This window comes from Cryobacterium sp. N19 (assembly GCF_002929595.1).
Lineage (GTDB): Bacteria > Actinomycetota > Actinomycetes > Actinomycetales > Microbacteriaceae > Cryobacterium > Cryobacterium flavum.
In genome coordinates this window covers 259,071-284,307 of the sequence record NZ_PJJR01000052.1, presented here as the reverse complement: position 1 = coordinate 284,307, position 25,237 = coordinate 259,071, and the positions used below count along the sequence as shown (strand labels likewise).

Genomic DNA, 25,237 nt, shown 5'->3' with positions numbered 1-25,237 from the left:
CATGTGCGAAACGAACTACAAAGTAATCTCAAGACTTGAGCCTCGATGACTCAAGTCTCCCAGACCGGCTTGGCCACTGTCAATTCTGGCGGCTGAAAGTTGAGTGTGAGTGACTCAACTTTAGAAGAGCGGATGCTGCCGCCTCAGCAGCGAGACTGCCAAACCCACCTGTTTACCCCGGGGCAGTAGATTGTGCACGTGACCGAGACTGTCGCCGTAGACGCTGGTGCCGCTCCAACGCGCGGGCGGGTGGTGGCCTGGGCGTTCTGGGACTGGGGCTCGGCAGCGTTCAACGCCGTCGTCACGACCTTCGTCTTTACGGTCTACATAACAGGCTCATCCTTCGGCGACGAAGACGTCATCTCGGCCCAGCTCGGTTGGGCGCTGGCGATTGCCGGCCTCGTGATCGCCGCGCTGGCCCCAATCACCGGTCAACGCTCCGATACCTCCGGCCGCCGCAAGTTCTGGCTCGGCGTCAACACCTTCATCGTCGTTGCACTGACCATAGCCATGTTCTTCGTGCAGGCGAGCCCGAGCTACCTCGTATTGGGCCTGTTCCTGGTCGCCGCAGGCAACGTCTTCTTCGAATTCGCCGCGGTCAACTACAACGCCATGCTCGCCCAGGTATCAACGCCGCGCACGATCGGCAAGGTGAGCGGGTTCGGCTGGGGCATGGGCTACCTCGGCGGCATCGTGCTGCTGCTCATCGTTTACTTCGGCTTTATTCAGCCCGAGGTTGGCCTGTTCGGAGTGACGGGCGACAACGGCTTGGCTGTGCGTGTGTCCATGTTGCTCGCGGCCGCCTGGTTCGGCCTGTCCGCGCTCCCCGTGCTGTTGCGGGTGCCGGAGTACCGGGCGCCTCAGGCTGCACGCCGCGAAAGAGTCAGCTTCTTTCGAAGTTATATTGTGCTCGGCCACGACATTGCCCGGTTGTGGAAGACCAGCCGCCAGACGGTGTACTTCCTCATCGCGAGCGCGGTGTTCCGCGACGGCCTGGCCGGCGTCTTCACCTTTGGAGGAGTACTCGCGGCATCCGTTTTCGGATTCTCCCCCGGCGAGGTCATCATCTTCGCCATCGCGGCGAACGTGGTGGCCGGTATTGCCACCATGAGCGTCGGCGCGCTCGACGACCGCCTCGGTGCGAAGCCCGTGATCGTGACCGCTCTGGTCGGGCTGCTGGTGAGCGGGCTCCTGGTGTTCTTTCTGCACGACGGTGGGCAGATCGTGTTCTGGACCGCAGGGCTGGCACTGTGCTTGTTCGTCGGTCCGGCCCAGTCGGCCAGCCGCACCTTTCTCGCCCGACTCATCCCGGTGGGCCGCGAGGGCGAGGTCTTCGGGCTCTATGCCACGACTGGTCGGGCCGTGAGCTTTCTCGCCCCGGCTGCCTTCGCGCTGGCGGTGACCATCTTCGGCGAGACCTACTGGGGCATTCTCGGCATCATGCTCGTGCTGCTGCTCGGACTGCTGCTGCTCATTCCCGTCTCGGCCAAACAGCAGCAGATTCGGTAGCTGGGCGCCAACAGGCGTTTGCCTGAGCATCCGCTGAAATGAGGCTGTTCCCTCGCTTGGAGGCCAGAAGCCGGACAGACTGAAGCGCATGACACTTACCCAGCTCCAGAAGGCCGAACTCTTGCTCTCGCTGCACGTGCCCGGCGAGCCACTCATCGTGACCAACGTGTGGGATGCCATCACCGCCAAGATCGTGGCCGACGCCCCCGGCGTCAAGGCCCTCGCCACCGCGAGCCACTCCATCTCGAATGTGCGCGGCCTGCCAGACGGCGAAGGCCTCTCGCTCGATGAAGCCATCATTGCCGCCACGATCATCGCCAGCGCGGTGGATCTGCCGGTCTCGGCCGACTTCGAAAAGGGGTATGCACCGGATGCCGCGGGCGTGACCCGCAACGTGCGTCGCCTCATCGAGGAATCCGGCATCGTCGGCATCAATATCGAGGACTCAGTCGGCGCCCCGAAAGCGCCCCAGTTCGACATCGAGACCGCCGCCGCCCGCGTGGCCGCAACTCGCGCCGGCGCCGACCAGAGCGGCATTCCGCTCGTCATCAACGCCCGCGTCGACACTCTGGCCGGCGGCGGCGACTGGGACGAAGCCGTCGCCCGCGCCAACGCCTACCTCGGCGCCGGCGCTGACGTCATCTTCTTCCTCGGCCTGACCGACGAGGATAAGGTGGCCCGCGCGATCGAGCAGGTCAACGGCAAGATCTCGGTGATCGGCGCCCCGGGACTCGTGCCGCTGAAGCGCCTCGCCGAGCTCGGCATCAGCCGAGTCAGCTTCGGCCCCGGCACTCTAGGACTAACCCTCGCGGCCCTGCAGGCCGCGGCCACGAACCTCACCGCACTGGGTGAGTACCCCGCCGACCTCGGGTTCAAGTTCGCCCTGTAAGCCGCCCGCGCATCGAGGCCATCAGCATCCGCTTCTCAGCGGATGCGGGTGGCCTCGTTGTGCTCGATCAGTTGCCAGGTCGCGCCCTCGTCGGCGGAGACCCAGCCCTCCCACTTGTAGCTGTTCGGGGTGATGGCGGTGAAGTTCCAGCGGATCGGGCGGCCGTCGGTTCGGGTGCCCTCTTGCCGCACGCCGTGGCGGTACGGGGTGGCTATGAGCTGGCAGTACTCGCCGAGAGTCGGCGCGAAGTAGCTCACGCGCCAGGCGCCGGCCAGGGAATCGTAGACGCGCACGGTGGTGGCGACGGTTTCAAACCCAGACGGATGCGTCGTGCTCGCGACCACCTCGATGTCTTGCACGGCGCGGCCGTCGAGAATGAACGCGACCATCCAGACAAAGTCGCGTTCGATCCACTCGCCGGTGGCCTCGTCGAGGCGGGTGCCCTTGGCTGCCCAGGAGCCGACCATCTGGCCGAAGCGATGCATGCGCCCGGGGTATTCCGGGGTTGGGCCGGCAGCGATGAGCGCCTCGTCGAATCGGGTGGGCATGGAGGTCATACCCAGATTTTACCCGAACCGACGTTACGTTCGACGTATTACGTTTGCGGGGCTCGCGGGCATCCGCTTACCCCCAAATGGGCGCGTCAGCGGGAGATGGCGGTGCGGTGAAAGTTTTGGAACGATCTCGACGCCGTCGGGCCACGCTGGCCCTGGTAGCGGGAGCCGTATTCGCTCGAGCCGTACGGCTTCTCGGCTGGGGAGCTGAGCTGAAAGAAGCACAGCTGGCCGATCTTCATTCCGGGCCAGAGCTTGATCGGCAGGGTCGCGACATTGCTGAGCTCGAGCGTGACGTGGCCGGAGAAGCCGGGGTCGATGAACCCGGCCGTGGAGTGCGTCAGGAGGCCGAGGCGGCCGAGTGAGCTCTTACCCTCGAGCCGAGCAGCAACGTTGTCGGGCAAAGTGACCTGCTCGTAGGTGGCGCCGAGCACGAACTCGCCCGGGTGCAGAATGAACGGCTCGTCGGGCTTGGTCTCGATGAGGTGGGTCAGCTCTGGCTGGTCTTCGGCCGGATCGATGTAGGCGTACTTGTGGTTGTCGAACAGCCGAAACAGGCGGTCGAGGCGCACATCGATGCTCGAGGGTTGGATCATCGCCGGGTCGAGCGGCTCCAAACCGATTCGTCCAGCATTGAGTTCGGCCTTGATATCGCGATCGGAGAGCAGCACGGTGCCAGCCTAGCGGCGCGGGGTTGATATGCTGGCACGGTTCCGATTGTTGTTCATCCACGGTCGGGCGCGCGGATGTAGTTCAATGGTAGAACTTCAGCTTCCCAAGCTGATAGCGCGGGTTCGATTCCCGTCATCCGCTCCCTGCAAGCCCGGTCGCGTTCTCACTGGACAACTTCGCGCGGTGTTGCCGGTCTCCGACCCCACACAGTTGTCTAGTCAGCCCATTTCTCCCGTCTCCGGCACCGGCACCGGCACCGGCACCGGCAAAGCGTCCATGGCCTCAATCCCCGCGCCGATCTGGGCGCCGTCGGTCGCGTCGATCAGGGGCGCCTGCCAGCCGCCGAAAGCGAAGCCACCGGCGGTGTCTTCGTCGGGGCCACCGGGAGCCTGCGCGACTCCGTCGAGCGTGGTGAACAGGTCGATGTGGATGCGGCCGGCCATGACGGTCTCCTTGCAACGGAACGTGCCGACATGCTGGCCGTCCACGATCGCGCTGTCAAGGAGCCAGAGCGAGCCGGGTCACCGTGCTCGCCCGAAAACCACAAGCGGGGCAGGGGCGTTCGAGCACCCAGTTTCAGTCAGACGTGTCAGGAACAATAGGCATGGCTTCATGTTAGCGACCAAGCGGCGTGGCGCTCCGGGCGAACTGTCATGGTGCGCCCGATACCGTGGAGACAGGATAGGGAGACAGATGACGGTACTCATTGCTGGATGCGGCGACCTCGGCACCGAGGTGGGCCTGCGGTTCGCCCAACTGGGGCACCGGGTGGTGGGACTGCGGCGCAACGCAAGCGTACTGCCCGCCGAAATTGACGGGCAATCTGTTGACCTCAGCATCACAAAACCCGTTATTCAAGCAGACACCGAGTTCGTCGTCATCGCCATCTCCGCTGGCAGCCCCACCGTAACGGCTTACCGTGCCGCCTACCTCGACGGCCTGCGTAACCTGCTGGATGCGATCGATGACGCGCAGGTCACGCCGCGACGCGTGCTGCTGGTGTCATCGACCGCCGTCTTTGACGTCAACGACGGCAGCCGGGTCGACGAGCAGACCCCCGCCAACCCGAAACCCGGCACCGATTCAATCGTGCTTGACGCCGAGCGGATGCTCCACCAGCGCCTGCCCGCCGCCACGGTACTGCGCCTGGCCGGTATCTACGGCCCCGGCCGGGAACGGCTGATCAAGCAGGTACAAAACGGTGCCGGGCTTTCCGCCCAGTCGCGCCACACCAACCGCATACACCGGGACGATGCGGCCGCCGCGATCGTTCATCTGCTTCTTCGCACTGAGCACCCGGCTCCGCTCTACCTCGGCGTCGACAACGCGCCGGTGCCGGCCAACGAGGTGCTGACCTTTCTCGCGGCCGAGCTCGGCCTGCCCGCGCCAACCGTCGATGAGTCAAACGAGCCGACCTCGAACCGCGAAAGCCAGCGCGGCGGCGACAAGCTACTCAGCAACCAGCTCTTACGTCAAACCGGGTTTACATTCAGCTATCCATCGTACCGAGAGGGCTACCGAGCGCTTCTCTCCGGGCGAGGCACGCGGCACCGCTAGGCCCGCTCCTGCCGAAATACCTACGTTGTTGGTCCGGCCGGGCCGTCCTCGGAGCCCGATGCGATGATGACTGCCATCGAAGTCAACAGCAACCCGAGCCGAGTCTGGTCTTCCGGCGTCACGTTGCGGGCGGCGTGAGCGAACAGCACTTGAAATTCGTTTTGAAATTTCGCCGCAGTTGCTTGCGCCGCCGGGGTCAGTTCCAGCAGAAGGCTGCGTCGGTCGTGGGGGTGCGGCACGCGGGTGAGCATATCTAGGGCCACGAGATGACTGGAGATCGCAGTTACGGCGCCCGTTGTCATCTCCAGGGACTCAGCGAGCATCTTGGGGGTAATTCTTCCAGCCTCGGCTACCCGGGACAGGGCGCGCAATTCACTGCTGGACACGCCGATCTCGGCCGCGACCTGACTGCGGTTGTGGTCCATAGCGCGAAGGAAAGCGAGAGCCGGTACCGATAGGCACTCCTGGGTGCGTGCCAAGTTGATTGCTTCATCCATGCGTTCCTGACCTCTGGTCGTTACTAATTCCCCGCACTGCAGGTCCGTGTCGTTGCCCGTATCAGGGCTTTCCGTTCCGCCAGTGTATCGGAGCGATCAATTCCTAAAGCTTCTCACAACGTGAATAGTTAAAAGTTTGAGTTACTTGCCGTATATTTGACAATCCGGTGAGTCAGTGGCCCCCACCTGGGGCTCGCAGACCTATGCGCCCATGAGCTCACCACAATGAAATGGATCAGGCGATGCAGAGCTACCGGTTGACGATCAATGATGACTGGTTTTACCTGTCGAACGAGTACAACATCGCAGATTTGAAGGCAACCCTGGCCTCCGCCGTGCATAGCGGCGGTGGCTTCGTGGACATCGTCAGCTCCGTGCAAGCGCAGGTGTCCCTGCTGATCACTGCTTGTTCGGTGGTGAAACTTGAGACCATTGCCGAAGAAGACCTGCCCGACGCCGACTTAGGGTCATCGATCGTCGGACCGACTTATATCGATGAAGACTATTGGCTCGACTGAGCGTTTCACGACGGCACACGCAGAATTCGCTGACCTGCAGCCACTGTTCGGGATTAACGTCAAATCGGCGATTTTGCGCCATTGACGAGAAGCAGGCACCTGAGTACGTTCACGCGAACAGCGCACCTGCATTGCGCCCGCACACCCACTGACAGCACGACTGACTGAAAGGTAGTCTCATGAGTTTCCTTGGATTCCTCCTGCTCGGCCTCATCGCCGGCGCCATCGCGAAGGCAATCCTGCCCGGTCGCCAGGGCGGAGGCTGGTTCATCACCCTGTTACTCGGCGTGGTCGGCGCATTCCTGGGCGGCTGGCTCGGCGGACTCCTGTTCAACGTGAACCTAGGCGATTTCTTCTCCCTGACCACGTGGATTCTCGCCATCGTAGGATCGCTCATTGTTCTTCTCATCTACGGGGCGATCACGAGCCGGCGCAAAGCCTGACCCAGTCCGCCGCCGAAAGGCGGCGCTCCACCCAGTGCGGCGCCCAGTTTTTGGGTGCCGCACTGTTTTGTGCCGACCCTGTTACACGTGTCCACACCCATTTGGGGATATCGGGGCCACAATTAGTACCAATCCGAAGCGGATGGAGCTCCGAACACATAGCAACCACGGGTTGACCCGTGAATCACATAGGAGGCACCTGAAATGCGCACATCACCCAATCGTCTGATCGCCACCATCTTCGGCGCGGTCTACGTTCTCGTCGGACTTCTTGGCTTTGCCGTCACTGGCAGTGTCGGCTTCATCGCCACCCAGGGCGGACTACTCCTCGGCATCTTCGAGGTCAACCCGTTGCACAACGTTGCGCACCTTTTGATCGGTGCCGCCCTACTCATTGCCGGCCTCTCCAACGCCATGGCAGCCAAGGCCACCAACACCACTATCGGTGCCGTCTACCTGCTCCTTGGTATTGTCGGGTTCTTCATCGCGAGCACCTCGTTGAACATCCTGGCGCTTAACACCGCCGACCACTTCCTGCACCTCGCCAGCGCGATCGTGCTTCTGGGTGTCGGCCTCACCGCCGATAAGACGGTTCGCACCCACGCCACGGCCTGACAACCGGCAACACTCCATCCCTTCGCAGCAGATCATCCAAGGAGCATCATGTCCGCGGTCATTCGCACCTGGCTCGGCTTCGCCGCTCTCGGCGCCGCTCTGATCCATCTGGCCGTGGGCGTAACGGCTCCGTTTCCCCTGTCGGTTCTTCTGGTCGGGTTCGGCATCGCTGAACTCGGCTGGGGAATCGCCACCCTCGCCACCGGCCGTGTCATCACGCCGCGCATCGTCGTCGGTGCGGCCCTCATCCCGGTCTTCATCTGGGGCGTGACGGCCGCGCTCGGCAGCGGACTCGGCGTCACAAGCGCCCAGACCGGTCTGCCGCTGTACCCGATGGTCGTGGCGTCACTATTCAACATTTTCCTGGCCGCAACGGTGGCCATCGCCCTGCGGCGCGCACCGAACGGAATCCCTACGGCCGTCGGTGCCGCCTCGCCCGGCACGTTAACACCCGGCTCACCAACACCAGGCGGCTGGCGTTTTCTCACCGGACTAGTCGTCGGAGGATTTCTGCTCTCGGCGCTCACCACCCCGGCCCTCGCCGCAACCGAGGTCGGCTCGCACGCGGTGCCCCATGGTTCCCACGGGGTTACCGAGTTGATCGTGCCGGACTCGGGCGGCCACGGGTCACACTAGGTTCCTCGCAGACAAGTGAAACGGGCCCCGCCGGGCAGCAGTGTCAGGCGGGCAGCCCGGTTTCCGGGTCGGTCGATGCCGATCCCGACACACCCAGTCCGGCCAGGTCGGCCACCGGCGGTACCACCTCAATGTTCATGAATCGCTTCACGTTCTCGTCGACGATGATGTCGCTCGGCCGCAACGGGCGGGTCAGGTACAGCCCGTCCAGACTGGTCAGCCGGCTCAATGCCACATAGGTCTGGCCAGGGCTGAACACCCGGGCACCGAGATCCACAATGGCTCGCTCGTACGTCGCACCCTGCGATTTGTGAATCGTGACCGCCCAGGCCAGCCGCAGCGGAAACTGCGTGAATTCAGCCACGACATCCCGACTCAGCTTTTTGGTCGCGGCGTTGTAGGTGTACTTGTACTTCTCCCATACGGTCGGCTCGACCTCGTGCACGTCACCGTCGATATCGACGAACACCGTCGAGGTAACCTTGGTCACCGTGCCAATGCTGCCGTTCACCCAGCGCGGGCCTCCATCGAGCGGTGAATCGTTGCGCAGAAACATCACCTGCGCTCCCACCTTGAGCTCGAGCACCTCGTCGGCCGGAAACTGCTTGCCGCCGAAATCCCCGGTGATGTCAGCCTTCGCGGTGAGTGATTTGCCCGACAGCTTCTTCAAAGCGGATGCGTTGATGCGGTTCACAGCGTCGTTGCGGGTCGCCAGGGTGATCAGGCCCTCGCTCGGCGGCGTTCGTGCTCCCGCACCATTCAGGGCACCACCGATCTCGGGAGTGACCTGGCCGTGCCGTACAGCGTTGAGCATCAGCTTGAAGTCATTGTCGCGCTGGCGATGAATCTCGGTGAGCTCAAAGATACGCAACTCCGCGTCACGCCAGACCTTCGCATCGAAGAACCACATCGACCGATAGTGGTCGGCGAAATAGGCGCGCTCGTCGGGGCCGCCCGGCACCGGGGCGAGCTGGTACGGGTCGCCGAACAGCACGATCTGCACCCCGCCGAACACGTCGAATGGCCGCTGCCTGGCCTGGCGCAGGCTGCGGTCGATCGCGTCCATGAGGTCGGCGTTGACCATCGAAACCTCGTCGATCACGAGGGTGTCGATGGTGTTCAGGAGCTTGCGCACCTGGTCGTTCTGGTCGATCGGACTGTCAGCGATCACGCCGATCGGCAGGCGAAAGAGCGAGTGAATGGTCTGGCCGCCCACGTTCAGCGCGGCGACGCCGGTGGGCGCGGCGATCACGATCTGTTTGCTGGTGTTCCACGACAGGTGGTTCAGCAGCGTGGACTTACCCGTTCCGGCCCGGCCGGTGACGAACACGTTCTGCTTGGTGCCCTCAATTGCCGCGAAAACCAGCGCCTGTTCACGGCTGAGCGGAATCTCTGACACGGCACACTCTCTCTGACAGTCAAATGCTGCACAAGACCAGTGCAGGGGACATCCCACTGTAACCGCCCAGCCCGCACTGGCGCGAGATGGCGCGTGGCCGACTGGCCGTCCCACCTCCCCATACAATATTCAAGTGACCATTCCGGCCGAACAGCATCGGGCGAGCGGGCGCCGCGGCAGTATGCTCCGGGCCGTACTCGCCATCGTCGTGGTCGCCGGGCTGCTCGCGGCTGGTCTCGCCGGCACCATCAGTGCCCTCAATCGCACGGTGTACAGCGCCGGCGGCTTTGTAGAGCAGTACCTCGACGCCCTCGCCCGCGGCGACACCGTCGGAGCCCTCGCCCTCGGCGGCGTCATGCCCAGCACGGCCGATCTGGCGGCCTGGGGGCTGACCGACGAGGTCGCGAAGGATCTGCCGGAGACGCTGCTGCGGGCATCCGTTTTGGGCGGTCTCGACAATATCGAACTCGCCAGCGCGACCGACACACTCGCCACCGACGACAGAACCGCCCAGACCGTGGTGTTCGACTTTGACCTGAACGGCACCGCGTCGAGCATGGTGTTCACCGTCGAGCGGGCGGGTACCTTCGGCGGCGTTTTCAACGCCTGGGCTTTCAGCACCAGCCCCCTCGCCGTACTGCAGGTCTCTGTACTGCACGAACGGTCGTTCACGGTCAACGGCCTCACCCTCGATACGCGCGCCCACAGCGCAGCGGATGCCCCCGCCACGTTCTCCACGTCCGCCGCGTATCTCGCCTTCGCTCCGAACCGCTACACCTTCGAACACGAGTCGGCCATGCTGACCGCCGAGAAGGCCACCGTGCGCGCGACGGTGGCCGGTCCCACCGCCGTCGAGGTCAACGCCTTGCCGAACGAGGCTATGGTGGGCCAGGTGCAGTCGGAGTTGAACAAGTTCCTCGACGACTGCGCCACCCAGACGGTGCTGCAACCGACCAGCTGCCCGTGGGGCATCACCATCGACGACCGCATTGAGAGCACTCCGGCCTGGTCGATCACCGCGTACCCCACCGTCGCGCTCACGCCCGGCGAGCTGTCGTTTGAAATGGGTGCCACCCCCGGGCAGGCCCATATCGTGGTCGACGTGCAGTCACTGTTCGACGGCGACGTCAGCACCCGCGACGAAGACGTACCGTTCACGATGGGGCTCAGCGTGGTCGTGCAGCCGAGCGGCGCCCTCGCCATCCAGCTGCACTAGGCCCGGCTAGTTGCTCGGGGTCTGAGCGTCGCGCTGGGCGATACGGGCCAGGTTCGCGTTGTAGGCGATCAGCTCGGCGTCCTCGTTGCGGTCGGCCTTGCGGTCCAGCCGCTTGGTGACCTTGGTGTCATCGCGGCTCCACATGACGGCCACGACGACGGCGAGCACGAAGGTGGGCAGTTCGCCGATTCCCCAGGCGACGCCGCCGCCCATCTGCTGGTCGGCGATGGCCGAAAGCCCCCAGGTGCGACCCATGGCGCCGTACCAGTCGGCCAGGAGCAGCCCGGTGCCGCTCATCAGGGCGAGGCCGAAGAAGGCGTGGAAGGCCATGGTCACGAGCAGCAGCAGCAGACGGAAGGCGTAGGGCAGCCGGTACGGCACCGGGTCGATGCCGATCAGGGACTGCACGAACAGGTAGCCGGTGATGAGAAAGTGCACGATCATCCACTGGTGGCCGATGTGGTCCGTGGTCGCCCAGCTGAAGATCGAGGTGTAGTAGAACACCCAGAGCGAGACCCCGAACAGTATGGCGGCGACGATCGGATTGGCGACGATGCCGGCGAAGCGGGAGTGCACCGCGGTGAGGATCCACTCGCGGGCGCCACGACTTCCATCCTGCCGTTTGACGATGGCCCGCGCGGCGAGCGTCACCGGGGCGCCCGGCACGAGCATCAGGGGTACGAGCATGGTCAGCATCATGTGCATGAGCATGTGGGTGGAGAACAGGTACTTCTCATAGACGTTCACGCCACCGTTGGTGATGTAGAACAGGGTGAGCATGCCGAGAATCCAGAGCACGCTGCGGTAGATCGGCCAGGCGTCACCGCGACGATGCAGTCGCCAGACTCCGGCGAGGTAGAAGAAGATGCCGAAGGCACAGAACAGAATCCAGGCGAGGTCGAAGTTCCACTCGGTGAAGTAGCGCGAAAAAGTCAGCTCGGGCGGCAGCAGTTCACCGGTCAGAATCTGCGCCGGCGTCGACTGGGGAATCTCCGTTGCGACCACCTGGGCGACCGGAGTGGCCGTGCGGGCGAGGGCTGCGGCGACACCGGAGGCGAGGCCCATGAAACCGAGCTCGGTCACGACCAGCCACCAGAACCACGGGCTGCGCGCCGGTCCCGAGCGCTGCATCCGCTTGATGAAGAATTGGCGGTGCAGAATGCCGAAGCCACCGAGGGCGATGAGGGCGGTGACCTTGACCAGCACGAGAATACCGTAGGGGCTCGACAGGTTGTCCCAGCTGCCGATGCGCAGCTCGGCGCTGACGTAGCCCGACGCAGCCACGACGATGAAGGAGATCAGCGCGAGCGAAGAATACCGCCCAATCACCGAGCGGATGCGTTCGCCGTCCAGTTGGGTGCGCAGCACGATGATGGTGAGCAGGCCGCCCAACCAGATCGCCGCGAAGACGAGGTGCAGGCCGAGGGCGGTGATAGCGGCGTTGTGCCCGGCAGCGCCCGCGGAGTGCCCCTGCTGGGCCATGGGTAGCAGCGAGGTGAGAGCCAGCACGGTCACGAAGACCAACGCGGTCTGGTTGCGCACGGCGAAGCACAGCACCGTGACGCCGGCGGCGATCAGTGTGGTGGCGAGCCAGGCCTGCCCCAGTTCGATCTGGCTGAAGAATTGGCCGACCGTGGCGCTGAACTGATCGCTGATTCCGAAGGGCACGTTGGTGACCTGCAGAAAGGTCAGAAAGCCCGTGACAGCGGATGCGACGGCGAACACGGCCGCCGACGCCGCGGCGAAGTCCAGGGCGGTGCCGAACTCGCGTTCCTTGGGGCTGAGCGCGAAGAGAGTGAGCACGAGGGCACCGATCGTGCCGGCCGCCGCGAGGTTGACCACGAGCTTGGCGATGGGGAGCCCCCAGCGCACCACCGGTCCCGGGTCGGCCAGTAGCTGGGCCGAAGCTCCGCCGCCATAGGCCAGGGCAACAAGGGTGGACAACACAGCGACCAGCAGCAGGGCTGCCGGTCCGAGAACGCGGACGAGACGGGGCACCTGCCCAGCTTATTCGCCCGACCCTGGGCATCCGTCGCGCCTGGTGCGTTCATGGGCAGCAACGAAGGACGCCGAGCGGTGAGTTTGCCGCTCATCTTGGGTCGAAACTCACGGCTCGGCGTCGGTAACTCACAGCTCGGCGTCAGAAGAGTGCCCGGGGGGCCCCGGCAGCCACCCGAACACGCGAAACGGATGCCACGGGCCTGAAAAAGGGGCGCCGACCGTAGTCGACGCCCCTTCTCTACAGCAAAAGCTACTTGGCGGCAGCCTTGAGCTTGCTTCCGGCGGTCAGCTTGACGCGGTGGCCGGCAGCGATGGCGATCTCTTCGCCGGTCTGCGGGTTGCGGCCGGTGCGAGCAGCGGTTGCGGTGCGCTCGACGCCCAACCATCCCGGGATGGTGACCTTGCCATCAGCGGCAACGGTCTCGGCCAGGGTTGCAAAGAATGCGTTCAGAACGCCGTCAACGGCGGCCTGGCTCTGTCCGGAGTCAGCGGCAACCTTGGCAACGAGCTCGGTCTTGTTCAGCGACTTGTCAGCCATTGAGTGTCCTCCTCGGACCTTCGTCTGTATAAACAGCGATATTCGTAATACGGATGCTCCTCGAGAGAGAAGCCCCGTTGGTCGGTTCGACCGAGTTGAAATCTAGCATTGATCCGCCAAAATCCCCGGATTTACGGCGATTTCCGACCATTTCAGGGCAGTTTCACCCTCTCGAGCACTCGATTTTCGCTCTCCGCGAAACATCCGCGAACACAAAACGGGATGCCGACAATAAGTCGACATCCCGTTTGGATGATTCAGAGGCCGTCGAAGACAAGCTTCAGCGGCTGCCAGCAGAAGTTACCAGCTGGACTTGGTGATGCCGGGCAGCTCGCCGCGGTGCGCCATGTCGCGAAAACGAACGCGCGAGATGCCGAACTTGGAGAGGTGGCCACGGGGACGACCGTCAACGGCGTCACGGTTGCGCAGGCGCACCGGGCTCGCGTTGCGCGGCAGCTTCTGCAGGCCCTTGCGAGCGGCTTCACGCGACTCGTCGGTGCCGGCCGGGTCGACCAGGGCCTTCTTGAGCTCAAGGCGCTTGACGGCGTACCGCTCAACGATGACCTTGCGCTGGTTGTTCTTGGCAATCATGCTCTTCTTCGCCATGTTTAGCGCTCCTCACGGAAGTCAACGTGCTTACGGATGACCGGGTCGTACTTCTTGAGTACCAGACGGTCGGGGTCGTTACGGCGGTTCTTCTTGGTCACATAGGTGTAACCGGTTCCAGCCGTGGAACGAAGCTTGATGATCGGACGTACGTCATGAGCCTTAGCCATTAGATCTTCACCCCACGAGCGAGAACGTCCTTGACGACGCTCTCGATACCACGAGCATCAATAACCTTGATGCCCTTTGCGGACAAGGTCAGTGTGACCTTGCGACGAAGCGACGGCACGTAGTACGTCTTTTTCTGAACGTTCGGGTCGAAACGACGCTTGGTGCGTCGGTGCGAGTGCGAAATGTTGTGTCCGAAGCCGGGAACAGCTCCGGTCACCTGGCATACAGATGCCATGGTTACCTCCATTACCGAAGAGCGACTGCTCTTCCCAAGATCCCTTGTCGACGGGCAGAACCACATCAGCTCCGAGCAAACTCAGAACCGGGGGAGAATCGCCCGCAATGTACGCACACAGGCGTAGCAGCTGTCAACGCTACTAGATTCCCGCACCTCTCGCAAACTGAACTGGCCGCGAGGCGGGTGAAGTGTTGCTTCAGCGAGGTCGAAGCAACACTGCAGCCGCTTTCGCGAAACGGTTCATTCGGATGCCGCGGCCTTGGCCGTGCAGGCGGCGCACAGCCCGAAGACGTCCACGACGTGGGCGGCCTGGGTGAACCCATTCTTCGCGGCGACGTCTTTGGCCCACCGCTCGACGGCATCCGCTTCGATCTCGACCGTGAGGCCGCAGTTGCGGCAGATCAGGTGGTGGTGGTGCAGATTGGTGCTACAGGCGCGGTACAGGCTCTCGCCCTCCGGCGACTGCAGGGAGTCGGCGTCACCCTTGACGGCGAGGTCGGCGAGAGCGCGGTAGACCGTGGCCAGACCGATCGGAGATCCGGTGGCGTGCAGAGCGGAGTGCAGGGCCTGGGCACTGACGAAGCCGTCGTTTGCATCGAGGGCGCCCCGTACGGCCTCACGCTGCCAGGTGTTTCGCTTCATGCTTTCAACCGTAACGATGTTCGCGTGGGTCGGCGTGCATCCGTTTGGCCGGGCGCGCCTGCTGCAGCGACCAGCCGTCGAAGAACCAGGGCGAGCAGAAAGAGGGCGGCAGCCGTCAGGGCGATCGCCGGGCCGGCCGCCACGTCGAGGGAGCGGGACAGCAGCACGCCAACGACACCGGCCACCGCGCCGATTACGGGCGCGATGACGAACATCTGGGTGGTCGTGCGTGACACGAGGCGGGCTGCCGCAGCGGGGGCTGCGATCAGGGCGATGGCCAGGATGGCGCCGACGGCCGGCATCGCCGTGACGACCGTGGCCGTGATGAGCACGAGCGTGAGCAGTTCCATGGGCCATTCGTGATATCCGGCCGCGCGAAAACCGCCAACATCGAAGGTCGAGAACATGATTTGCCGGCCGAACAGCACGATGCAGAGCACGGCGAGACCCAGCACGACGGCCACGAGGGTCACGTCCTGGTCGGTCACTGTGAGGATGGAGCCGACCAGGTAGGAGTCGACCTTGACCGGCAGCGAGGGGTTGAGCCCCTGGAGCAGAACCCCGAGAGCGAAGCCGGCGGTGAGCAGAATGCCGGAGGCGACCTGATTGCCCTGACGTTTCACCCGCCCGATCATGGTCATGATGCCCACGATGAACACGCTCGCCACCGCGGCCCCCAGCGGGATACTCACGCCCAGGATGGCCGCGCCGACCGCTCCGGGAAACGTCGCGTGGGTGAGGGCCTGGGCGAAGAACGTGCGCTGGCGCAGCACGACGAGCGTGCCGACCAGGCCACTGAGTGCCCCGATCAGCAACGCGGCCAGGAGAGCCTGTTCGAAGTAACCCATCAGTGCGCCGCCGATCCCGCAACAACCCGCGTTCGACGCGGGCCGCCGATTCGGTCGAAGACGAGCCGTAGTACCAGGGCCAGCACGTAGCCGGCGACAAGAACGAGTACGACGGTGGCTCCGCTCGGCAGGTCGACTCCGCCGTTCACCGACGCTTCGTAGCCGAGCGCGAGCCCCACCCAGGCGGCCAGGATCGCGAAGCCGGCGGCGACCGGAAAGAGCAGCCACAGGCGATTGGTCACCAGCCGCGCCACGGCGCCCGGCACGATCAGCACGGCGAGCACGAGCAGGTTTCCCACGGCGCTGCTGGCCGCGACCACGACCAGGGCGATGGCAACGTTGAGCAGAATGTCGAGTACGAGCGGCCGGTAGCCGGCCGCCGCGGTGCCCTCCAGGTCGAAGGCGCGAAACACCTGCTCCTTGAGCGTGAACCCCACGATGATCAGCGCGATCAGGCAGACCACGACGGTCTGGTTGACCTCGGCCGGGCTGACGGTGAGCAAACGCCCGAAGAGCAGTGCGTCGAGCTGGCCGACGTAGTTTGTTTCCCGTGAAACAACGATGATTCCCACGCTGAACATGGCCGTGAAGACGATCGCGATCGCGGCGTCTGAGGTGACGGCCCGTCTAACGATCACCGTGAGCACGACAGCGGCAAGAAGGGCCGCGATCAGTGCTCCCACGAACAGGCCGTCGCGCCCGCCCCAGACGAATCCGATGGCCACGCCGGGAAAGACCGCGTGCGTGAGTCCGTCACTGATGAACTCGAGCCCGCGCAGGTTAACGAGCACACCCACGAGCCCGGCCACGAGGCTGAGCACGACGAGCACGAGCAGCGCCCTGGCCATGAACGGCAGGTCGAAGGCTGTGATGAGGGCATCCACTCAGTGACCTCCGTGGCCGGGAACCACGATGGTGTGCTCGTCCATTTCCACACCGACCGAGCCGAACGCCCTTTGCACGTTGGCCAGGGTCAGCACCTCATCGCGCGGACCGAAGGCCACCTGGGCGCCGTTGAGCAGCAGAACGCTCTCACACACGGCCCGAGCGAGGTCGAGGTCGTGGGTGGACACGAGCACCGCGACACCCTGTTGCTTGAGGCGTTTCACCGTTTCGATGAGGGCGTCCCGGTTGACCTGATCGAGGCCGTTGAACGGCTCATCCAGCAACAACAGACGCGGGGCGGATGCCACGGCGCGCGCCAGCAGACCGCGCTGCTGCTGCCCGCCCGACAGCTCACCGAAGCGTGTCTTGGCGCGGTTGCCCAGGCCGACGGTCTCGAGCGCCTCGGTCACGGCCCGGCGGTCGGCCCGAGCGGGCACGCGCCACCAGCCGAGGGACCGGTAGCGGCCCATCATGACGACCTGCTCGAGTGAGACCGGAAAATGCGGGTCGAGTTGGTCGGTCTGCGGTACGTAGCCGATGTAGCCGGCCGGTGCCGGCCACTGTCCGAGCACCTCGACAGTGCCAGCCGTGCGGGTGATGAGCCCGAGAATGCCTTTGAGCACGGTGGACTTGCCCGAGCCGTTGGGGCCGATCAGGGCAACGGCCTGGCCGGGCGACACGGTGAAGTCGATTCCGGTCAACGCGGCCTCGGGACCGTACGCGAACGACGCTGCCACCACTCGAAGAGCGGCGGCAGCGTTCGCTGGGGGGGTTACTTGAGAAGTGTTCTCGATCACGTGTTAACTATTGCAGGTCGGCGGGCAGCGGCGAGGGTGTGACGCCCCAGGATTCGAGCATGAGCGTTGCATTGTGCAGTTGCGCCTTGATGTAGGTGTCTCCGGCGCTTCCGGTCGGGCCGAGCGAGTCGACATAGAGAGCTTCGTCGCCGGAGTAGACGGTGACACCGGCTTCGGTCGCGATCGTCTCGGCGGTCTTGGGGCTGAGCGACGCCTCGGAGAAGACGGCCGTGACGCCGGTGGCCTTGATGGCCGCGACCAGGGCGTCGATCTCGGCGGCGCTCGGCTCGGCGTTGTCATCGAAGCTCGGAATCACGGAGCCGACATAGTCGATGTGGTACGCCGCGGTGAAGTACCCGAGGGCGTCATGATTGCTCACGAGCAGGCGCTCGCTCTCCGGTACGGTGTCGACGTTGGTGCGGATCCACTCATCAAGGTCGGTGAGCTGTGCCGTGTACGCGGTGGCATTGGCTTCGAAGGCGCTTGCATTGCCCTGGTCGGCGGTCACGAGGCCGTCGGTGATCGTCTGCACGATGGTCTCGGCGTTGTGCACGTCAGTCCAGATGTGCGGGTCGCCGCCGTCGTGGGCGTGCGCGTCGTCTGTGGCGGGCGCATCGGCTTCATCGGTGTGGGCATCCGCTTCGTCGGCGGTGTGATCCTCGCCGGCGCCGACCTCTGAGATGGTGATGCCGGTATCGGCGTCGATCGTGACGCCGTCAAAGCCCGAGGCGGCGATGGCGTCGTCGAGCCACTCTTCGAGTCCGACGCCGTTGATGACGAGCACGTCCGCGGCACCGAGCGCGGTCAGGTCGGCCGCGGACGGGTCGTAGCTGTGGGCGCTCTGGTTGGGCTGAATGAGCTGGGTGAGATCCACGCCGCTGGCGTTACCGATGACATTACGAGTGAAGTCGGCGACCTGGGTGGTCGTCGCGACGATTTGGAGGTCGGCGTCCGCGCCGTCGGCGCTCGCGGTCGTGCCAGCCGAGCACCCCGAGAGGGCGAGGGCGGTTAACGCGAGGAGTGCGGGAACGATAAAGGATCTCTTGTGCATCCCCCGAGAATAGCCTTGCTGATAATGATTGTCAAAACCATTAGCGGGTCGTTGCGATTACTCGAGCAGCAGGGCCGGCTCCTCGATGATGCTCGCGACGTCGGCGAGAAAACGGCTCGCGACATCACCATCGACGACGCGGTGGTCGAAGCTCGCGCCGATCGTGGTCACGAACCGGGCACGCACCTCACCGTCAACCACCCACGGCTTCTGCTTGATCGTGCCGAGGGCCACGATTCCGGCCTCGGGAAAGTTGAGAATGGGCGTACCGGTGTCCATGCCGAACACGCCGATATTGGTGATCGTGATCGTGCCATTGCTCATCTCGGCCGGGCTGGTCTTGCCGTCACGAGCGGTTATGGTGAGCTTCTCGAGCGCCGCAGCGAGTTCGAGCAGGCTCATGTCCTGCGCCTCCTTGATGTTCGGCACGATCAGCCCGCGCGGTGTGGCCGCGGCGATACCGAGGTTCACGTAGTGCCGCACGATGATCTCCTCATCGGTGAACGTGGAGTTCACCGTGGGGTTGCGGCGCACCGCCCAGATCATGGCCTTCGCCATGATCAGCAGCGGCGACACCCGAATGCCCGCGAAGTCGGTCGAGGCCTTGAGACGTTTGACGAATTCCATGGTGCGCGTGGCATCCACGTCAACGAACAAGCTCACGTGCGGCGCGGTGAACGCGCTCTTCACCATCGCCTGGGCAATGGCCTTGCGCACGCCCTTCACCGGGATGTGTTCGTCGCGATCCGTCGGCCATTCCGGTGTCTGAATGTTGCGGAACACACTGGCCTGGGTCGCCCCGCGCAGCACGTCTTCCCGCGTCACGTCGCCGACCGGACCGGTCGCCTCGACCAGAGACAGGTCGACGCCGAGGTCCTTGGCGAGTTTACGAATGGGCGGCTTGGCCATGACCGGCCCAGCGGATGCCGCGCGTCGCGTCGGTTCCAGCGGCTCGGCCCGCGCACGCACCGGCGCTTGGGGCGCCAGGGTTTCGTGGGCGACGCTCGAGGTGTGGCGCCGACGCCGGGTCGGCATGGTCGCGGCGGCGCCGCGGCCCACGAGCACGGGTTCGGGCGCCTCATCGCTGATGCTGCTGCCGGTGTCGGTGGCCAAGTCGGTGACGTCGGTGGTCTCGGCGACGGGGGCAACGGCATCCGTTTGAGAAACCGAGACGTCGGAGTTGATCGTGATGATGAGGGTGCCCACGTCGACGGTGGTTCCGGCTGCGACCAGGATTTCCCCGACCACGCCGACGAACGGTGACGGCAGCTCGACCAGCGATTTGGCCGTCTCAATTTCGACCAGCACCTGGTTGATCGTCACGGTGTCGCCGGGGGCGACCTTCCATTCCACGATCTCGGCCTCGGTCAGGCCTTCCCCGACGTCGGGGAGGGTGAATTTAGAAACGCTCATAATAGGCCTTTCCTGACGTTCATTAGTAGGCGAGAGCGCGGTCGACGGCTTCGAGCACCCGGTCGGGGCTGGGCAGAAAGTGCGTCTCGACGGCAGCCGGTGGAAACGGTGTGTCGAAGCCGGAGACCCGCAGCACGGGCGCTTCGAGCGTGTAGAACGCGCGCTCGGCGACCGTGGCGGCGATCTCGCTGCCGACGCTCACGAAGCCGGGCGCTTCCTGGGTGACGACGAGGCGACCGGTCTTCGCCACCGAACCGAGGATTGGTCCGTAATCGATCGGGGAGATCGAGCGCAGGTCGATGACCTCGAGGCTGATGCCCTCGGTGGCGGCGAGTTCGGCGGCCTGCAGCAGCACGCTCACCATGGCGCCGTGACCGACGACGGTGACGTCGGTGCCGGCGGACGCGACGCGGCTGGCGTGCAGCGGCGTTCCGCTCTCACCGAAGCGCACCTCGCCCTTGGGCCAGTAGCGGCTCTTCGGCTCGAAGAAGATTACCGGGTCGTCACTCGCGATAGCTTCCTGCATCATCCAGTAGGCGTCATGCGGGTTGGACGGGCTGACCACGCGCAGACCGGGGGTGTGCGCGAAATAGGCCTCCGGGCTCTCCTGGTGGTGCTCGATCGAGCCGATGTGTCCGCCGTACGGAATGCGGATGACCACCGGCATGATCAGGCCGCCCTCATGGCGATTGCGCATGCGGGCCAGCTGGCTGGTGATCTGGTCGAAACCGGGAAAAACGAATCCGTCGAACTGGATCTCGCAAACCGGGCGAAAGCCGCGCATGGCCAGGCCGATGGCGGTGCCAATGATGCCGGATTCGGCGAGCGGGGTATCAAGAACCCGCTTGTCGCCGAATTCGGCGATGAGCCCCTCTGTCACCCGAAAAACGCCGCCGAGCGGGCCGATGTCCTCGCCCATCAGCAGCACCTTGGGGTCATCCTGCATCGCTTGACGCAGTCCGGCATTCAGAGCCTTCGTCATGGGCAGCGAAGCGGATGCCACGCTCGTGTCGGTCGCAGCGTTCATCAGTTCTTACCCTCGTCAAAAGACGCTTCGTAGCGTTCCAGCCAGGCCTTTTGCTCAGCCACGAGCGGATGCGGTTCGGCGTAGACGTTGTCGAAGATCACCGATTGCTCTGGGCCGGTGATTTCCAGAGCGCGACGACGGGCATCGGCCGCGAAGTCGGCCGCTTCTTCATCGACGGCGTCGAGGAATTCCTGCTCGATGCCCCGGCCCTGCAGGTAGCTGCGAAAGCGCACGATCGGGTCGCGGGCCACCCAGTAGGCGAGTTCCTCCGGGTCGCGGTACTTGGTGGGGTCGTCGGCGGTGGTGTGCGCACCGACCCGGTAGGTGAGCGCCTCGATCAGGGACGGGCCCTGGCCGGAGCGAGCGTCATCCATCGACTTTGCCGTGACGGCGAAGCTCGCGAGCACATCGTTACCGTCGATCTGGGTGCCCGGCATGCCGAAGCCGCCGGCGCGCAGATAGAGCGGAGTGCGGGATTGCCGTGCGACCGGCACCGAGATGGCCCAGTGGTTGTTCTGCAGAAAGAACACCTGCGGGGTCTGGTAGCTCGCCGCGAAGACGAGCGCCTCGTTGGCGTCGCCCTGCGAGGATGCACCGTCGCCGTAGTAGACGATGACGGCCTGGTCGGTCTCTGGGTTGCCGGTCGCGGTCGACCCGTCGAGCTGCATGCCCATGGCATAGCCGGTGGAGTGCAGGGTCTGCGAGGCGAGCACGAGGGTATAGAGGTGAAAGTTTCCGTGCTCTTCGGGTACCCAGCCGCCGAGGGTGACTCCGCGCAGCATGCGCAGGATGTCCACAACGTCGAGGCCGCGGATCATGCCGACGACGTGCTCCCGGTAGGAGGGGAACACGTGGTCCTGCGGCCTGGTCGCGTAGGCCGACCCGACCTGGGCGGCTTCCTGGCCGTGGCTTGGCACCCAGAGGGCCAGCTGGCCTTGGCGCTGCAGGTTGGCCGCCTCGGTATCGAACTTACGCACCACGACCATGTCGTGGTAAAACCTGCGGTGGTCGGCCTCGGTGAGTCGGTTGAGATAGGGAAGAAACTCCTCGGCGGCGGCGTTGGGTTCGAACGCGCCGTTCGGAGAGATCATCCGCACGCAGGTCTCGGCCCCATCGAGGCCAAAGGGAGCGGATGCTGCAAGGCGTGGCGCAGTCGCGTCGTTTCGGGTGGCTGACACCGTACTAACCTATCTTCCGAGCTGGGTGATCGGCGGGAAGAGCGTCGACAAGATCCGCGCTCATTAGTAGGAGTGTCGCCACAGCCTGCTCCTCACCGATAGAAACTCGAATACCTTCGGGCGCGAACGGACGAACGACGAGGCCGGCCTCACCCAGCGCCTCGGCCACAGTGGTCGTTTCAGCACCGGTCGGCAGCCACAGAAAGTTCCCCTGGGGCGCAGGGATGTTCCAACCCTGTCGGGTCAGCTCCTGCCAGGTCGCATCGCGACGCGCGGCGATGACGCGAACCCGCTCGAGCAACTCCTTCTCCGCTTTCAGGGACGCGATCGCGCCGGCTGCGGCCTGCGCGGTGACCGAGAGTGGAATCGCGGTCGATCGGGCGGCGTTCAGAATATCCACCGGGCCGAGCGCATAGCCAACCCGCAGCCCGGCAAGGCCGTAGGCCTTGGAGAAGGTGCGAAGAACGACCAGATTGGGGTAGCGGGCGAGCAGTGGCGGGCCCTTCACGGCATCCGCTTGGGTGACGAACTCGATATATGCCTCATCGAGAATGACCAGGAGGTCGGTCGGCACGACGGCCATGAAGGCCTCGAATTCGTCCTTCGTGACGATCGTGCCGGTGGGATTGTTCGGCGAACAGACAATGATGACCCGGGTGTTGTCGCTGATCGCGGCGGCCATCTCGGGCAGATCATGGCCGTGATCGCTGCGATTGGGCACGCGCACGCTGGTAGCACCGGCGACGGCCACGAGGGAGGGGTAGGCCTCAAACGACCGCCAGGAGTAGAGCACTTCATCGCCGGGGCCGGCGGCAGCGAGAATGAGCTGGGCCAGCAGGGCCACCGAGCCGGAGCCGACATGCACCTGGTCAAGGTCGAGGCTGTACTTGGCGGCGAGGCGTTCGCGCAGAACCAGCGCCGAGGCGTCCGGGTAGCGGTTGTAGGCCGTTTCGGCCGTGACTGCCGCGATTACACCGGGCAGGGGGTCGAACGGGTTCTCATTGCTGGAGAGTTTGAAGGCACTGGCGGCGGCCGGTTTGCCCTGCTTGTAGGCCGGGAGGGCGATGATCTCCGGGCGCAGTCGGACTGAGGGGCGGTCTGAGAGGCTCACTCGGTGAGTCTACGCCCGGATATATTCGCTGTTGAGAATGAATGTTCGCTTGACTTTCGGCCGCCACGACCTGCATGGCCCGAGCCAGTGAGATAGTAGGGGCATGGCCAGATTCCTGATCCAACTGATCGTCAACGCGGTAGCCCTGTGGTTCACCGCCCTGCTCGTGACGGGGGTGCACGTCACGCCCTACGCGCCGGATGCCGGTGCCAGCGTGCTCACCTATCTTCTGATTGCGCTCATCTTCGGCTTCGTGAACACCGTTGTCGGCGGGGTGCTGCGCGTCATTGCGTTTCCGCTCTACATTCTGACGCTCGGACTGTTCGCGTTGATCGTCAACGGCCTGCTCCTGCTGCTCGTGGGTTGGCTTTCCGGTTTCCTGGGCTTCGGCCTCGTCGTTGACAGCTTCTGGTGGGGCGTACTGGGTGCCCTCGTACTCGGCATCATCTCCTGGCTGCTCGGGCTGATTCTGCGCCCGGTCACCGCACGCGACTGAGCTGCGGCAGGAAGAAACCTACTGCGGCGCAGGCCCTTCCGGCACGCGGCTGCCGCGCCACAAGACCGCCTCGCCCGCTTCGCTCCCCAGAACGTCGGTCACGGTGTCCCGAAAGCCCTGCAGGTTCGCCTCCGGAGATGCATCAATGAGCAGCGCTGTCTCGCGGTACGTGTCGAGGTTGTGAGCCGGCAGGGCGGCCCCGGCTGGCAGCGGTTCGGAGGCGAATGCCTCACGGCGCACGGTCACCCGGTCATCGGAGTCGGTCAGGCTGTCTCCGCCCATCGCAGGTACGATGTCGTCGCTGTGCTCGACCGTCAGGGTGGCTACGCCGTCCGGCACGGGCACCTTGGATTCGGGTGCCCCAAAGGTGGCCACCGCCTGCACGTTGAACCAACTGTACGCAGCCACCTGGGTGGCGATCAGGCCGCCCTGGGAATGGCCGGCAAGCACAACAGGGTCGGACGGTGCGATTCCGGCCGCTTTCATGGCGCTTATCACGGTCTCGAATGAACCCGCGGTCTGCCCGGCCATCGCGGTGATGTTGGAGGTGAGGTCTAAGGGGTCCGTTTTGGCGATGGCATCCCATTCAACGGTTCCACTGATGTAGACCGCCCACGACGGATGCTCGGCGTCGCCATAATTCTCGATGCGCACCTGCGGCTTCCCTGCGACGGCCTTCGGGATTCGCGCAGCAAGGTCACCGACACCAGTGGGTGGCGTCGGTTGGGTTGGAGTTCCCACGGCAGCCACGCTCACCGGACTTTCCCGGAACACGCCTCCGTTGCGCGCCACGGCCAAAACGCCGAGCGCTGTGCGTGAGATGCCGATGACACCCAGCCCTTCGTCACCGAAAGCCCGACCAACGGATCGCGGTGTACCGGCCAGGCCCCAAGCTACGTCGTCGAGCGACGAGGCCGCAGCTCGTACCAGGGCTACCACGTTCGGGTTCGTGAGAAGGCGGGGGTCGAGCTCGTCCGCACCGTTGCGGGCGGCCGGCGACCGGGAGGGCGAACGCAGACTTCCATGAAGCCCTATGTGCCCGACGCTGGCAACACCGGCCATGGAGACACCGAACGGCGTGCCTGCAAGGGCAAAAACGCCACCTCGAAGTAACCGGCCCAGGCCATACGCGAGATCTGCGGCACCCATCAATGCAGCCTCCCGGGCGACACGCTCCACGTATCCGTAACTTCTAGCCGCTGCAACGAGATTGTCCGCGATAACACCGCAGTACTCGTGAAGCGAATTCAGCCGGCCGGCCACCTGGAGCAGATCAGGCCAGGAGTCCTGGCCCAGCCAGTTCGTCGGCCAGTACGGGTCCAGATTGCGGATCCGATACGCGCGACCCACCCAGTCGGCCAAATCATCTCGCAGAACGTTCAGGAACTGTGCCTGGGCCAACACTTCATCGGTGGCAACGATGGTCGTACCTCCGACCGAGACGGTCAGGTCGCCGTCAGCGAGGCCGTCCCTCACGCCGGACAGAGCTCCTCCTCGAGGTAGATCTGGTTTCGCACGCTGGCCAGCGCCTCGTGCAGGTAGTGCAGCACAACATCGAGGTGTTGCACGATGTCTGCGACGCAGCCCGAGTAAGCCCGCTGAGATTTGGAACTCCAGAATTCGCTGGGGTCCAGGGCGAGCAACTGGCGACGTTTTCCCTCGATTTCGGCATGCAGGCCGAGCAGGAGATCGCGCTGGGAATGCATCATCACCAGGTGCTCAGGACTATG

General features: G+C 64.6%; 29 protein-coding genes, 1 tRNA gene and 1 pseudogene. 10 read left to right on the top strand and 21 right to left on the bottom strand.

Annotated features, from left to right (window positions below; all coding sequences use genetic code 11):
- Window positions 1-198 precede the first annotated feature (198 nt).
- A complete protein-coding gene (locus tag CXY78_RS14940) occupies window positions 199-1,509 on the top strand; it encodes an MFS transporter (protein ID WP_233197271.1) in 1,311 nt (436 codons plus the stop codon).
- A gap of 88 nt (window positions 1,510-1,597) precedes the next feature.
- Window positions 1,598-2,398 (top strand): isocitrate lyase/phosphoenolpyruvate mutase family protein, encoded by an 801-nt coding sequence (locus CXY78_RS14935; protein ID WP_092338280.1) that lies wholly within the window; start codon window positions 1,598-1,600, stop codon window positions 2,396-2,398.
- Between the two features lie 35 nt (window positions 2,399-2,433).
- Here CXY78_RS14935 and CXY78_RS14930 read toward each other — a convergent pair whose 3' ends face one another.
- Window positions 2,434-2,955 (bottom strand): hypothetical protein, encoded by a 522-nt coding sequence (locus tag CXY78_RS14930; protein WP_104090020.1) that lies wholly within the window; start codon window positions 2,953-2,955, stop codon window positions 2,434-2,436.
- Between the two features lie 86 nt (window positions 2,956-3,041).
- Window positions 3,042-3,623 (bottom strand): dCTP deaminase, encoded by a 582-nt coding sequence (dcd, locus tag CXY78_RS14925; RefSeq protein ID WP_104090018.1) that lies wholly within the window; start codon window positions 3,621-3,623, stop codon window positions 3,042-3,044.
- 71 nt (window positions 3,624-3,694) lie between these two features.
- On the opposite strand from dcd, the gene CXY78_RS14920 reads away from it, so the two are divergent.
- A tRNA-Gly gene (locus CXY78_RS14920) sits at window positions 3,695-3,765 on the top strand.
- A gap of 125 nt (window positions 3,766-3,890) precedes the next feature.
- Here the strand turns inward: CXY78_RS14920 and CXY78_RS14915 are convergent.
- Window positions 3,891-4,067 (bottom strand): annotated as a pseudogene (locus tag CXY78_RS14915) (deaminase); the annotation flags it as partial.
- A gap of 250 nt (window positions 4,068-4,317) precedes the next feature.
- Here CXY78_RS14915 and CXY78_RS14905 point away from each other — a divergent pair.
- Window positions 4,318-5,181: an NAD-dependent epimerase/dehydratase family protein gene (locus tag CXY78_RS14905; protein WP_104090016.1), complete on the top strand. Its 864-nt coding sequence runs from the start codon at window positions 4,318-4,320 to the stop codon at window positions 5,179-5,181.
- A gap of 20 nt (window positions 5,182-5,201) precedes the next feature.
- On the opposite strand, the gene CXY78_RS14900 is transcribed toward CXY78_RS14905, so the two are convergent.
- On the bottom strand, window positions 5,202-5,678 hold the full coding sequence (locus CXY78_RS14900) for a MarR family winged helix-turn-helix transcriptional regulator (RefSeq protein WP_092338288.1): 477 nt from the start codon (window positions 5,676-5,678) through the stop codon (window positions 5,202-5,204).
- Between the two features lie 230 nt (window positions 5,679-5,908).
- Between CXY78_RS14900 and CXY78_RS14895 the strand changes: the two genes are divergently transcribed.
- The 4 genes from CXY78_RS14895 to CXY78_RS14880 all read left to right on the top strand — a co-directional run bounded on the left by CXY78_RS14895 (window position 5,909) and on the right by CXY78_RS14880 (window position 7,890).
- Window positions 5,909-6,196, top strand: a complete 288-nt coding sequence (locus tag CXY78_RS14895) for a hypothetical protein (protein ID WP_092338290.1) — start codon at window positions 5,909-5,911, stop codon at window positions 6,194-6,196.
- 179 nt (window positions 6,197-6,375) lie between these two features.
- Window positions 6,376-6,639: a GlsB/YeaQ/YmgE family stress response membrane protein gene (locus CXY78_RS14890; RefSeq protein WP_092338292.1), complete on the top strand. Its 264-nt coding sequence runs from the start codon at window positions 6,376-6,378 to the stop codon at window positions 6,637-6,639.
- Window positions 6,640-6,843: 204 nt separating this feature from the next.
- Window positions 6,844-7,254, top strand: coding sequence for a DUF4383 domain-containing protein (locus CXY78_RS14885; RefSeq protein ID WP_092338294.1), 411 nt, complete (start codon window positions 6,844-6,846; stop codon window positions 7,252-7,254).
- A 48-nt stretch (window positions 7,255-7,302) separates the two neighbouring features.
- Complete coding sequence (locus CXY78_RS14880; RefSeq protein WP_104090013.1) at window positions 7,303-7,890, top strand: hypothetical protein; 588 nt, start codon at window positions 7,303-7,305, stop codon at window positions 7,888-7,890.
- Window positions 7,891-7,933: 43 nt separating this feature from the next.
- Here CXY78_RS14880 and CXY78_RS14875 read toward each other — a convergent pair whose 3' ends face one another.
- On the bottom strand, window positions 7,934-9,289 hold the full coding sequence (locus tag CXY78_RS14875) for an ATP-dependent RecD-like DNA helicase (RefSeq protein WP_092338298.1): 1,356 nt from the start codon (window positions 9,287-9,289) through the stop codon (window positions 7,934-7,936).
- 133 nt (window positions 9,290-9,422) lie between these two features.
- Between CXY78_RS14875 and CXY78_RS14870 the strand changes: the two genes are divergently transcribed.
- Entirely contained in the window at window positions 9,423-10,505 is a 1,083-nt protein-coding gene (locus CXY78_RS14870) for a hypothetical protein (protein WP_104090011.1), read from the top strand.
- A gap of 6 nt (window positions 10,506-10,511) precedes the next feature.
- On the opposite strand, the gene CXY78_RS14865 is transcribed toward CXY78_RS14870, so the two are convergent.
- The 14 genes from CXY78_RS14865 to CXY78_RS14800 all read right to left on the bottom strand — a co-directional run bounded on the left by CXY78_RS14865 (window position 10,512) and on the right by CXY78_RS14800 (window position 23,011).
- On the bottom strand, window positions 10,512-12,503 hold the full coding sequence (locus CXY78_RS14865; protein ID WP_104090009.1) for a cytochrome c oxidase assembly protein: 1,992 nt from the start codon (window positions 12,501-12,503) through the stop codon (window positions 10,512-10,514).
- Window positions 12,504-12,756: 253 nt separating this feature from the next.
- Window positions 12,757-13,044 carry an HU family DNA-binding protein gene (locus CXY78_RS14860; RefSeq protein WP_035835256.1) on the bottom strand — a complete coding sequence of 96 codons (288 nt, stop codon included), beginning with the start codon at window positions 13,042-13,044 and terminating at the stop codon, window positions 12,757-12,759.
- 300 nt (window positions 13,045-13,344) lie between these two features.
- Window positions 13,345-13,650 carry a 30S ribosomal protein S14 gene (gene rpsN, locus CXY78_RS14855; protein ID WP_092110538.1) on the bottom strand — a complete coding sequence of 102 codons (306 nt, stop codon included), beginning with the start codon at window positions 13,648-13,650 and terminating at the stop codon, window positions 13,345-13,347.
- Window positions 13,651-13,652: 2 nt separating this feature from the next.
- Window positions 13,653-13,820 carry a 50S ribosomal protein L33 gene (rpmG, locus tag CXY78_RS14850; protein WP_035880539.1) on the bottom strand — a complete coding sequence of 56 codons (168 nt, stop codon included), beginning with the start codon at window positions 13,818-13,820 and terminating at the stop codon, window positions 13,653-13,655.
- On the bottom strand, window positions 13,820-14,056 hold the full coding sequence (gene rpmB, locus CXY78_RS14845) for a 50S ribosomal protein L28 (RefSeq protein WP_035835252.1): 237 nt from the start codon (window positions 14,054-14,056) through the stop codon (window positions 13,820-13,822). Before rpmB ends, rpmG begins: the two co-directional genes overlap by 1 nt.
- 243 nt (window positions 14,057-14,299) lie before the next feature.
- Window positions 14,300-14,701, bottom strand: coding sequence for a Fur family transcriptional regulator (locus CXY78_RS14840; RefSeq protein ID WP_104090008.1), 402 nt, complete (start codon window positions 14,699-14,701; stop codon window positions 14,300-14,302).
- Window positions 14,698-15,549: a metal ABC transporter permease gene (locus tag CXY78_RS14835; RefSeq protein ID WP_092338306.1), complete on the bottom strand. Its 852-nt coding sequence runs from the start codon at window positions 15,547-15,549 to the stop codon at window positions 14,698-14,700. Before CXY78_RS14835 ends, CXY78_RS14840 begins: the two co-directional genes overlap by 4 nt.
- A complete protein-coding gene (locus CXY78_RS14830; RefSeq protein ID WP_233206202.1) occupies window positions 15,549-16,433 on the bottom strand; it encodes a metal ABC transporter permease in 885 nt (294 codons plus the stop codon). The genes CXY78_RS14835 and CXY78_RS14830 overlap by 1 nt, the downstream gene beginning before the upstream one ends.
- A complete protein-coding gene (locus tag CXY78_RS14825; protein WP_233197269.1) occupies window positions 16,434-17,231 on the bottom strand; it encodes a metal ABC transporter ATP-binding protein in 798 nt (265 codons plus the stop codon). It lies immediately after the preceding gene.
- Between the two features lie 7 nt (window positions 17,232-17,238).
- The gene (locus CXY78_RS14820) at window positions 17,239-18,282 is read right to left on the bottom strand and encodes a metal ABC transporter substrate-binding protein (protein ID WP_104090007.1); all 1,044 of its coding nucleotides are present in this window, start codon (window positions 18,280-18,282) and stop codon (window positions 17,239-17,241) included.
- A gap of 57 nt (window positions 18,283-18,339) precedes the next feature.
- Window positions 18,340-19,695 (bottom strand): dihydrolipoamide acetyltransferase family protein, encoded by a 1,356-nt coding sequence (locus tag CXY78_RS14815; protein WP_092338312.1) that lies wholly within the window; start codon window positions 19,693-19,695, stop codon window positions 18,340-18,342.
- A 22-nt stretch (window positions 19,696-19,717) separates the two neighbouring features.
- Window positions 19,718-20,722 carry an alpha-ketoacid dehydrogenase subunit beta gene (locus tag CXY78_RS14810; RefSeq protein WP_092338314.1) on the bottom strand — a complete coding sequence of 335 codons (1,005 nt, stop codon included), beginning with the start codon at window positions 20,720-20,722 and terminating at the stop codon, window positions 19,718-19,720.
- Window positions 20,722-21,813: a thiamine pyrophosphate-dependent enzyme gene (locus tag CXY78_RS14805; protein WP_092338316.1), complete on the bottom strand. Its 1,092-nt coding sequence runs from the start codon at window positions 21,811-21,813 to the stop codon at window positions 20,722-20,724. The genes CXY78_RS14810 and CXY78_RS14805 overlap by 1 nt, the downstream gene beginning before the upstream one ends.
- 91 nt (window positions 21,814-21,904) lie before the next feature.
- Window positions 21,905-23,011 carry a histidinol-phosphate transaminase gene (locus tag CXY78_RS14800; protein WP_104090006.1) on the bottom strand — a complete coding sequence of 369 codons (1,107 nt, stop codon included), beginning with the start codon at window positions 23,009-23,011 and terminating at the stop codon, window positions 21,905-21,907.
- A gap of 103 nt (window positions 23,012-23,114) precedes the next feature.
- Here CXY78_RS14800 and CXY78_RS14795 point away from each other — a divergent pair, with 103 nt between their 5' ends.
- A complete protein-coding gene (locus tag CXY78_RS14795) occupies window positions 23,115-23,507 on the top strand; it encodes a phage holin family protein (protein WP_092338319.1) in 393 nt (130 codons plus the stop codon).
- 18 nt (window positions 23,508-23,525) lie between these two features.
- Here the strand turns inward: CXY78_RS14795 and CXY78_RS14790 are convergent, their stop codons facing one another.
- Both CXY78_RS14790 and CXY78_RS14785 read right to left on the bottom strand, forming a co-directional pair.
- Window positions 23,526-24,983 (bottom strand): hypothetical protein, encoded by a 1,458-nt coding sequence (locus CXY78_RS14790; protein WP_104090004.1) that lies wholly within the window; start codon window positions 24,981-24,983, stop codon window positions 23,526-23,528.
- The gene (locus CXY78_RS14785) at window positions 24,980-25,216 is read right to left on the bottom strand and encodes a hypothetical protein (RefSeq protein ID WP_104090002.1); all 237 of its coding nucleotides are present in this window, start codon (window positions 25,214-25,216) and stop codon (window positions 24,980-24,982) included. The genes CXY78_RS14790 and CXY78_RS14785 overlap by 4 nt, the downstream gene beginning before the upstream one ends.
- Between the last annotated feature and the right edge of the window lie 21 nt (window positions 25,217-25,237).